At 39.1% G+C, this 8,819-nt stretch carries 2 protein-coding genes and 1 pseudogene; 2 read left to right on the top strand and 1 reads right to left on the bottom strand.

The window, feature by feature from the left end; translation table 11 throughout:
• The coding region (locus QZ114_RS00245) for a transposase (protein WP_295498210.1) at positions 1-151 on the top strand (151 nt) is incomplete at its 5' end.
• A gap of 261 nt (positions 152-412) precedes the next feature.
• A pseudogene (locus QZ114_RS00240) lies at positions 413-532 on the top strand (transposase); the annotation flags it as partial.
• 119 nt (positions 533-651) lie between these two features.
• Here QZ114_RS00240 and QZ114_RS00235 read toward each other — a convergent pair.
• The gene (locus tag QZ114_RS00235) at positions 652-8,679 is read right to left on the bottom strand and encodes an SIALI-17 repeat-containing surface protein (protein WP_295498201.1); all 8,028 of its coding nucleotides are present in this window, start codon (positions 8,677-8,679) and stop codon (positions 652-654) included.
• Positions 8,680-8,819 lie beyond the last annotated feature (140 nt).

Genomic DNA, 8,819 nt, shown 5'->3' with positions numbered 1-8,819 from the left:
TGGGCATAAACTTTTACCTCTTCCTCCCTATTCACCTGAGTACAATCCTATTGAGAAAACATGGGCTCATATCAAAAAGCACCTCAAAAAGGTATTACCGAGTTGTAATACTTTTTTCGAGGCTCTTTTATCCTGCTCTTGTTTCAATTAACTATAGTATCAAACTAAAGATATCAATTTATCATTTCTAGATACACTTTTTTCTCCAATACTTTTCAATTCTTCCAAAATAGTCTAGAACAACTGAAACTTGCTTCTCTGTAACTAGAGAAATATTTTTAAACATTAGGAGTTCTACATAGCATTTTACTTGTTAAGTAGATTGACTAATAACTGCTTAAACTCTTTTATGAGTGGCTAAAATGCAACCGAAATACAATAGAAACAGCATGAGAAAAGAGCCTGGGACAAAAGTCTCATCAAACTTATCAAACGAAATGCCTTTGGTTTTCGAAACTTTGAAAACTTCAAAAAACGGATTTTTATCGCTCTGAACATCAAAAAAGAAAGGACAAAATGTGTCCTTTCTCGATCTTCGCTTTTCTTCAACCTACTACAGTTGACAAAGAGCCCTAATTTTTCAGTTTTTTCTGTATTATAAACCTAACAAATTTAAAATTCTATCAAAGACAATTTTTTATATATAAAAAATTAGTCTTTTTTTCTTTTAGTAACAAGCATAGCTGATAAGGCTAAACCTACACTTGCTAGGAAGATAGTTGTTTTAGATTGGATTTCCCCAGTTTCTGGTAAACTCTTTTCTTCCTTAACATCTTGCATTGTTGGTTCAGAAGTATCAAGATTTTGAACTCTTGATTCTAAGTTCTTACCTTTTTCGAATGAAGATATCATAAACTCAGTTTTCTCAAGCATTGGAGCTACTCGATCACCTACAGTTGATAATGAACCTGTGTAGACTGGAAACTCATGTACCAATGCTTCTACTGCATTTACTCCTCCAGCAAACTCAGGAACATCAAGAACTGGTGCTGGATCTTCACCTTTACTTGATTGAACAGGTTCTTCTGTTAATTCTTGATAGAAGCTAGCTAACTCATAAAACTCAGCCTTACCACCTTCCCAGACAAGTTTAACATCTAGAAGTGAACCACCATTTCGAATTGCAAATGTTTGGAGACTTGAAGAAATTGCGCCAAGATCTGTCCAACTTTCTTGTCCATCCTTAAGAGTTCTAGCCTGAACACGTGCCTTAGCACCTTCTGGAAGACTTGAAACGAGACGAAGATGGTTAGCATTGGTTGGTTCAGACAAGTGATAAACCATTTCTCCCTTATCTTGTTCTGCTTTGTAGCTGGTCAACACTTTTCCATCAACGAGGTTTGTATAGAAGTTTCCACGGCTTTCGCCACCTTTTCCTTCTACTGTTGGATCATTGATTGGTTTGACAAATTCGCCATCATTAATGACTAATTCTGTAAATCCTACAAAACGAGCATCATAGTCAGCAGTGTAGAGGACACGGAGATAATTAGCCTTAACTGGAGTTGCAAGCTCACCTTCAATGTAACGGTTACCTGGCATCTTAGAGTCATGCGTCCAACCATCAGTAAGCGAATCATCTTGTTGGCTATTGGCTACACCATCACCAACTGTAACGACATCTGTCCATGTTTTACCGTCTTGACTGACTTGGATTTTACCATCACGAAGATAGTTTTGAGTTCCGTCTTGGATGTAGGCTCTGATTTTCTTGATAGTGCGTTCGCTACCAAGTTTTAAGGTTACATGGCCATCTTTATGGGCATAGTCAGAAAACTCAACAAAATTGTTGTAAACACCGTCAAACAATTGATCAAGGTTATTTATCTTACGGACATCATTGCTTCCGTATGTTGGATGAATACCCATAGTTGTTGATTCTAGTGTTGTTGGTTGGACTTCTTTGGTAGTTACTAGAAGAGAAGTAGATGGAACAGCCTGCTCTTGATCTGTTTTATTAACAAGACGAACGTAACGTACCAAATGTGTTGCTACAGATCTATCAGTCAATTGACTAGCTGGTGTCCATTCTTGAGCATTAGCAGAGTATTCCAAGCTAAGTGCTGGATTTGTTTGACCTTGTAGTTGAATACTGTTCACTTCATGAATACGGTCAAGTTTCATTCCCAAATAACTATTTGCAGGAAGTTTTGTGCCAGATGGAATCTGAAGATCATAACGTCCTAGGCTATCAAATACTGGAGTTTCTTTCAGAGCATCAACATTGGTGTCTGTTAATTCAGTATTTCCAGAACGTGTCTCAACAGAGAAATCTGCAATGCGCCACCATAGATCGGTAGCTTTGGTGTTGCGTACCCGGACATAACGAGCATTAATAGCTCTTGTGACTTCCTTAGTTTGCTCACCTGTCAAACTATCCAATTCTTGCCATGCCTTTCCATCAGTAGAGTACTCAAGTACACCTGAAGCTAGTTTATCACCTGAACCTTGGTGAAGACGAACTTTCGTCACTGGCTTAACTTCACCCAAATCAAGTTGAGCCCAAGCATCAACTGGTGTAGTGTTACTACCATCAGCATTTGCCATCATAGCTTCTGTATTATCTTTACCATCAGTAATTTGACTTGCTGATGTTCTCAGTTTATAAACTAGATTTGAGCTAAGGCTAATTGTAGCAGTTTGTTGTTTACGAGCTTTCTCTACTGGACGATTTACTGCAATTTCGCGAACTGCAAACCAAGTGTTATCACGATCTTCTGTTGCAATCATACGTACTGCTTTAGCTTTGATGTTAAGATTTTCAAACTGAACAAGTGATTCATTACCAACATATGCTGGTTCTTTCAAACTTACCCAATTATCTTTTTCATCTTGATACTGAACTTCAGCCTTGCTAAATGTATCACGAGGATTTGATTGAGTTCCCATGGCGAAGGTCAAATTTTGAATAGCAACTAGCTTGTTGAACTTCATACCAATGTAATCACCTGTCTTGATACTATTTGGTGATTTAATGAGGGCATGTGTTGCTAGGTCACCATCTGTTACTTCTGCCAGACCACCTTCTACACCCGTTCTATTAGTAATGAAACTACTAATGATTTGATCTGGATGCAATACTTTTTGAACTTCAGAAGCAAGAACTTCTTTCAAGGAAAGGATGAATGGACGGATATGTTGTACACCCAACTCAGCCTTTTCAAGATGGTCTACATAATGGAAAGTATGAGTTTGTGACTGTTCGTATAATTTCAAACCTTTATAATAACTGTCCCAAAGTTTGGCTGCATCATTTGACGACATCGCTTCTGTTCCTGTAAGGAAGGCGTCTAAAGCTTTCATTTGATCAATTGTATTATCCAACCAATAGTGAATTTGGTTAACCATTTTTGGATCACCAGATGCTTTATAGACTTCAGCAGCTTCTTTTAACTTAGCAAATTCAGCACGTAAAGCTCCACGTTCTGCAGTCACATCCTGACCTGCTTTTAGTTTGGTTACAAAGTCTGTCAATTTAGGAGCCAATTCAACTGATTCCTCAAGTTTTACTACACGACCATCCATATTTTGGTTAATCATGTGCTTACCAAGTTCACGGAAAGCAGCCGAAGTTTTACTATCTTCAAAGTGTCCATTTTCTACAAAATTGAAGGCAACATCGTTAACTTTCTTCGCTTCTTCTTCAGTCTTCCACTGTTTCCAAGTATATTGAGCTCCTGCAAAAAGGGCGATCTTAGATGGTTCTGACTGTTGCATTGGGTTCAACATAATACCAGAAAGGAGACTTGGATCCACATTCGGATGAAGGAATTTCTCACCACCACCAAGAATCAAATGTTGTTTAGAGTTATCTGTAACTGGCCAGTTAACCCAAAGAGATACTGGACGATAAGTTTTACCACCTGCTGTCAGATTATTCTTAAGGGTTGATAGGAAGTTCTCAGAAACTTCACCCCAAATCTTACCACCAGTCAAAGTCATAGAGGCGGAACTTGGAAGATTTTCATTGAGAGCCTTCAACTCCGCTTCACGACCATTACCCCAATACTGACCTGGTACAAAGATCATTTCTTTGCGAAGACCGCTATAGGTTCCCTGCATTTCTGTTAACCAGTTGGTCATGTCATTCATCAAACGGTTGTAGCTATTGTAACCGCCTACTGGACTTGGTGCATCATCTGCTAGAATACCAAACTCACGTACCCCTACTTTCATTAATTGAGTAAATTTAGCCTTAATGGTTGCAAGGTCTTGCTGATAGTGAGTCTCATCATCAAATCGAATGCGGTTATTCATGAATGGATGGATTGTCCAAACATAACGAGTCTTGTTTTGATTTCCGACACGAGCAAGGTCACGAATTTCAGCTAGTTTTTCTTCTGGATAAAGTTCACGCCATTTCTTGTTGTGATATGGATCATCTTTTGGTGCAAAGAAGTATTGGGTCAACTTCAAGTCACCACCATAGCGCATGAGTTCTGCACGGTCTGCATTAGACCATGGATTTCCATAGTATCCTTCGATGAAACCACGATTTTTAATTTCAGCGTAATCCTCAACTGTCACATTGCGTAGGACTGGCGCTGGGCTTTCTTTAAGCATGTGTTTCAAAGTTGTCAAACCATAGAAAACTGCATCCGTATCTTTTCCGACGATAGAGATAGAGTTATTCTTGATAGATAATGCATAAGCATCAATCTTATTAAAAAGTTCTGATTTAACGTTGGACAATTGCTTTTCAGCTTGTGACTCTTGTCCATGTACTCCGAGATAGATATTAGTTGCACCAGCAACCGCTGATTTGCTTGTTGTATATGAAACTTGGTTGTCCTGCAAAACGCTCTTCAAACGATTACGTGTATAAACATCAAGTTGATCGCCCATTACAAGGTTGACTGTCTTACGAAGAGCTGTAACACCTTCTTCATAAGTTACTTTTTGTGGAGTTGGGAAGATCTTATACTCTTTCTTAAGATAGTCGTCACTCTTACTTGCTGCAACAATGCTTTCTTCACTAGCTGGTTTACTTGCTGTGAACTGATCTGCTAATTCAACTGTTCCATCACCAATTTCTTCTACTTTTGGTTTTTCAGGAGTAATCGGTGTCTCAGGTTTCGTTGGTTCAGAAGTTTCTTGTCCTTCTTTGACAGGTTTTAACAAATGAACTTCCGCAGCACTTGCAAAACCACCTACACCTTCCAATACTTTCAAATCAATCTTGTTTGTATGAACAGGGGCAAAGTTAACAGTTTTTTCTTGGGTATTATTTTCCCATTTACCTTCTGAAACCTTAACCATTTGACCATCTTTTTGAGCAAAGATTTCGTAACGAGTGACAATACCATTTCCACCATTCGGACGCGGTAAATAAGATAAACCATTAACTTTTTCCGCCTCTTTCAAAGTCATCGAAAGCGTGTATGGTGCAGCATCACCAGTCCATTTAGTATGCCAGAATGTGTTTGGATCATTGTCAAAGGCTTTTTCAACAGTGCCTTCAGTCGCTGTTCCTGGTGTTTCTTGACTAGTTGCAGAAACTGTGAAATGATCTGTTGGAATCAAACGAGGATTTACAAATGGTTTATCTGACAACTCTGCACTATGTAAAATTCCTTTGAACCCACCGATGCTTTCAAGCGGTAGAACCAAGCTATTGTGGGCAAAGCGAGGGTGAGCTGGATTTGCGATACGTTCAATCTTCTCACCATCCACATAGAATTCCGTTGATTGTGGTTTGCTCACAATAGAGATTTGATAACGTTTGTTCTTTTCAAGTTTTTTCTTGAATTGGATATGGAACTGTTCAAATTGATAAGCAAGATAGCCGTCTTTATCAGCTAGATAGATACGGTTGTCTCCACTTGTTGAGAAGGTTTGTTCACCGTCTCCAGTGACAGTTACATCAAACTTCAAGACATGACTTGGACCAACGTCACCAGCTAGTCCTTCAATACTGCTGTCTTTATCAAATGCTAAACCTTGATCAGTTGCTTTTACTTTCTTACTTGCATAGTTTTTCACTGTTTCAGGATTGATAGTAAATAAATCACTTTGATTAATCTCTTTTTCAGGATTTGACTGTGGTGCATAAGGGCTGGTTGGCAAAGTACGTTCTTTAAAGGTTGCTGCAGCTCTGTCAGAACCCCAAGTACGTTCTGCAGTTGTTTGCATGCTCTTGAAGAAGCGTTTGAAGATATCATAGGATGTCAAACCTGTCTCATGAAGATCAATATTATCATTCCAAACTGCGTGGCCACCACCAATTACATTTGGATTTGATGCCTCTAGAAGTGGACCATGACCTGTTCTGAAATCGTTTGGTGTCCAACCATTATATTGAGTTTCATAGTTAGCATAATCACCATAAGCTGCTTGACGATTATCACCATTAGGTACACTATAGGTTGGAATATCTGTTATGTTGATAATCTTAGCTCCCTGAGCAATAGCTTCTTTTGGTTGCTGCCAGCCAATACTCCAGATATCAACTTCTACATCTTTCCAATCAACCGCTGTTTTACCTCGTTTCGCACTGAGCGATCCCCAAATACGAGGTGTATATCCTTTTCCTTTAATGTATTTAATAAGGTCATTGACATAACGACGATAGCTTTCTCTACTACCATAATATTCGTCCGTACCAATATGAACGGTAGATACGCCATGAAGCGGTGCATCTGGTCCATCTAGGAGTTTGTCATAAACTGATTTGACAAAAGCCAGCGTTTCATCATATTTGTTATCTAAGTCGAGCATGGCAACGCGCTCTACGTTATGTTTACCTCTGTAATCGCTCAGACTACCTTGATACATGAGGTCTGGACGAACTTTGACAAATGACAGAGCATGACCTGGTGTGTCAATTTCAGGTACTAGATTGATATGCAAGGCCTTAGCAAGTTTAATCAGATTTTGCATCTCTTCTTTAGTATAGTGCTCATCTGATGTTAATTTTTGACCATTCTTACCGACAATATCTGTCTCTACACGGAAACCTGTCTTAGCATGTTCTAGAACATATTTAAGCTCTTCTTCTTGTGTTAAGTTCTTACCTGCCAAGTGTTCCTTTAGGAAGATATAGTTATCGTTGAGGTGCAACTGCAAGTCGTTCATCTTGTAGTAAGCCATGTTAAGCATGATATCTACAAGGGCATCATAAGGAATAAATTTACGACCTGTATCTAGCATAAAGCCACGGTGACTGAAGCTTGGGAAATCACGAATTTCTCCATTTTGGAGATTACTTTCCCCCATTTGAAGAAGAGTACGAGTGGCGTAGAAGGCTCCTGTGTTCGTTGCAGCTTCGATCGTAATGACACCATCTTGGATAGCTATGCCATAACCTTCCTTACCATACCCTTTGTTTTCAACCTTCTTAAATTCGATTCTTTTCTGAGCTTGTTTATCACCTGTTGTAAGTTCTAAACCTCGACTAGCCAAATCTGATTGATAGAAAGTTGCTGCCTGATCAAAACCAGAATCTCCTGTCGCAAGAACTGTATCTGAAGTGATAGAAGATTGACCTTCTTTTCCATACCATTGTTGAACAGCTGGTGCTACTTTGGGTTTGACACCCACACCTTCATCCTGATGTAGCCCCTTGATGACTACTTCAAATTCTTTAGTAAAGGTATGTGAATCTTGGACTTGCTCCACCATAACTTTTACTCGTTGATCAGTCAAAGGTTTATAGATATGATTGTGAAGATCAATGACACCTTGCTTATTACTTCCGATGAGACTGACTTTTCCTGGTAGAGTTGGCAAAACAAGAGACTGTCCATCTTTAGCAACAGTCAATTCTGTAACCTGACGGATATCCGTTACCTTACTTGTATCAGGAATATTCGAATAAGCCCGAATTTCTTGAATCCCAGCGTTTCTCCAGCCCATTGTACCCGCTTGATAGTCATTGATTTCTAACTTGAGATATTTAGCTTGAATACTATTAGCTAAGTCAACTTTCTCATCTAAAACAGGTTCTCCAGTCTTGGTATGAGCTAGCTTCCATTGTTTTTCTCCACTAGCATTTACATCATCTTGACCTGCATAGTAGAGGCTCCAAGATTTGATATTTGGATCATTTTTACCATTACGAACGCGACGATCCCAATCAATTTCCACATGTCTAATTAGTGTTGTTTTTGGCAGCGTTAATTCAAAGGTTGGCTTTTCAATATTTTGATTAGTTGCCCAACGAGTATCAGGGTCCCCATCTACTGCCTTGTCAGCAGTAAAAGGAGTTCCAGTTTCTGAGTCGTTTGCTTGAACGGTAATACCTTCTAAATGGTTACGGTCTTCCCTATCTTCGATTTCCTTTTCTACAGGTATTGTAGTAGCCGGTTTGTTTTCTGACGTTTGATTATCAGCAGGTTTTGAAGTTTCAGTTGGTTTTGGAGCTACAGGACTTGTTGCTGGTTTTTCTGTTGCAGGCGCTGTAGGTTTGGTTGTTTCTTCACCTCCATGATTTTCACCATGACTTGTATCTGCCGTTGCTTCTAATTCAGCGTTCTTTAAGAGAGGTGCTAAATCGTCTGGTAACTTGTCTAAAGGCTGGGCTTGTGTGACAGTACCTTCTTTCTTGGGTGTTCCATTTGTTTCCGCCGCTTGTACTACATTCGCACCAAAGATACTGGCCCCAATCATCACCGACGCTACACCAATTGCATATTTTCGAATACTAAAATGACAGCGTCTTTCAAAAAAATGTCTATCCATCTTTCTCCTATTCCTTTCATCCACTTATTTTATCAAAGTAAGCGGTCTCATTTTCTATTTAAAAACGGAGAGAACCTAGAGGTCCTCTCCAGCTAATGAATGTTTATATGAATTCTAGTACTATTTAGTCTAAAATCCTA

The organism is uncultured Streptococcus sp. (genome assembly GCF_901875575.1).
Taxonomy (GTDB): Bacteria; Bacillota; Bacilli; order Lactobacillales; family Streptococcaceae; genus Streptococcus.
Note: the sequence above shows the minus strand (reverse complement) of the source record. Positions and strands in the feature narration are given on the sequence as shown.

Bases quoted from the DNA above. Each gene is read 5' to 3' on its own strand.
- QZ114_RS00235 (WP_295498201.1), bottom strand. From the start codon at position 8,679: ATGGATAGACATTTTTTTGAAAGACGCTGTCATTTTAGTATTCGAAAA.